1 protein-coding gene is annotated in these 590 nt (G+C 47.5%); it reads left to right on the top strand.

What is annotated here, in order from left to right; all coding sequences use genetic code 11:
- Window positions 1-590: bifunctional ornithine acetyltransferase/N-acetylglutamate synthase (locus tag A3766_RS28310; RefSeq protein ID WP_197479823.1), on the top strand; the 590-nt coding region annotated here is incomplete at both ends.

The following is a 590-nucleotide window of genomic DNA, read 5'->3' as shown; positions in this document are numbered from 1 at the left end:
ATGTGATGCGAGCGTGCCTCAAGCTTTGCTAGATGAATTATTGCAGGAGCTTGCTGAGGCCTCATTTAATCGAATTACTGTCGATGGCGATACCTCGACAAACGATTCTTGTATTCTGTTTACGACAGGCAAGTCAAAAGCACCTTTGATTGATAAGTCTCATGCTGATTTTCCAGCCCTTAAAGACGCCTTAAGTGATGTCTTGGTCGAGCTGGCGCAATTGATCGTGCGTGATGGCGAAGGTGCCACCAAGTTTGTAACGGTTCAGGTTGAGCAGGCTAAAAGTACTGAAGAAGCACTTGAAGTGGCTTACACCATTGCTCATTCTCCTTTGATTAAGACCGCCTTATTTGCCTGCGATCCGAATTGGGGTCGTATTCTGGCCGCCTTGGGCCGGGCTTCGATTGAGGCGTTTGATTTGAGCTTGGTCGAGATATACTTGGGTGATGTCAGGATTGTTCATCAAGGCGAGAAGTGTGCCGAATATACTGAAGAGCGCGGTCAGGCAGTGATGGATCAAGAAGAGATCACCATACGTATCGACTTAGCGCGTGGCAGTGTTGAAGAAACGGTATGGACAACTGATTTGT

It is taken from the genome of Oleiphilus sp. HI0132 (assembly GCF_001635845.1).
This window is presented reverse-complemented; position numbering and strand designations above follow the sequence as displayed.